This window comes from Pseudomonas sp. P5_B2, assembly GCF_056400445.1.
This window is the reverse complement of sequence record NZ_JBFULH010000927.1, coordinates 1-1292: the sequence shown is the minus strand read 5'-3', so window position 1 is coordinate 1292 and position 1292 is coordinate 1. Positions and strand designations below refer to the sequence as shown.

1 protein-coding gene is annotated in these 1292 nt (G+C 60.8%); it reads left to right on the top strand.

Annotated features, from left to right (window positions below):
• Window positions 1-299 precede the first annotated feature (299 nt).
• Window positions 300-1274, top strand: coding sequence for a porphobilinogen synthase (hemB, locus tag AC1DRJ_RS28060; protein WP_223518514.1), 975 nt, complete (start codon window positions 300-302; stop codon window positions 1272-1274).
• Window positions 1275-1292 lie beyond the last annotated feature (18 nt).

The window sequence follows — 1292 nt, the reverse complement described above, 5'->3', positions numbered from 1 at the left end:
GGTTGAGGGGATTCGTAGCAGCTGACGAGCAGCGCGAGGCTGCGTCCGGCCGCGAAGCGGTCGCAGTCCGGTGAACGCGGTTTGACTGAAAGAAAACGGTTGCAGGTTTTGCGATCGCTTCGCGGCCGGACGCAGCCTCGCAGGCTCGGCAGCTGCTACAAGGGCTGTGTTGGATGCGGGGATTATTGCCGAACCGGTAAGGGTTTTTTCCGTGCCTGAGGTTTGTGCCTTGCACCTTGCAGGGCATAAGCTTCGCCCCCTACGACGTTTGTCTTGTCCTCCGTTTTTCAGGAATGCCCATGTCCAGTCAGTTCCCCGAAGCACGTCCTCGTCGTCTGCGCCGCAATGCGAGCCTGCGCAGCCTGTTCCAGGAAACCGAATTCAGTCTGAACGATCTGGTGCTGCCGATTTTCGTCGAGGAAGAAATAGACGATTTCGTGCCGATCAACAGCATGCCCGGTGTGATGCGTATTCCGGAGTCGAAACTGGCCGGCGAGATCGAGCGTTACGCCCGCGCCGGCATCAAGTCGGTCATGACCTTCGGCGTGTCGCATCATCTGGACAGCAGCGGCAGCGACACCTGGAGCGACAACGGGCTGGTGTCGCGCATGTCGAGAATCGCCAAGGATGCCGTGCCGGAGATGATCGTGATGTCCGACACCTGCTTCTGCGAATACACCGATCACGGTCATTGCGGCGTGATGCACAACCACGAAGTCGATAACGACCAGACCCTGATCAACCTTGGCAAACAAGCCGTGGCGGCGGCGCGGGCCGGCGCTGATGTGATTGCCCCGTCAGCGGCCATGGACGGGCAGGTCCAGGCGATTCGCCGGGCGCTGGATGACGCGGGGTTCAGTCAGACGGCGATCATGGCCTATTCGACCAAGTTCGCTTCGGCGCTCTACGGCCCGTTCCGCGAAGCCGGCGGCAGCGCGCTCAAGGGCGACCGCAAAAGCTATCAGATGAACCCGATGAACCGCCGCGAAGCGGTGCGCGAATCGCTGATGGACGAGCAGGAAGGCGCTGACGCACTGATGGTCAAGCCGGCCGGCGCGTACCTGGACATCATCCGCGACATCCGCGAGGTTTCGCGTTTGCCGCTGTCGGCTTATCAGGTCAGCGGCGAATACGCGATGATCAAATTCGCGGCGCAGGCAGGGGCGATTGATGAGGATCGAGTGGTACGAGAAAGCCTTGGCGCGATAAAGCGAGCGGGGGCGGATTTGATCTTCACTTACTTCGCGATGGACCTGGCCCTGGCCGGAATCTAAAACCCATCACATAACCCC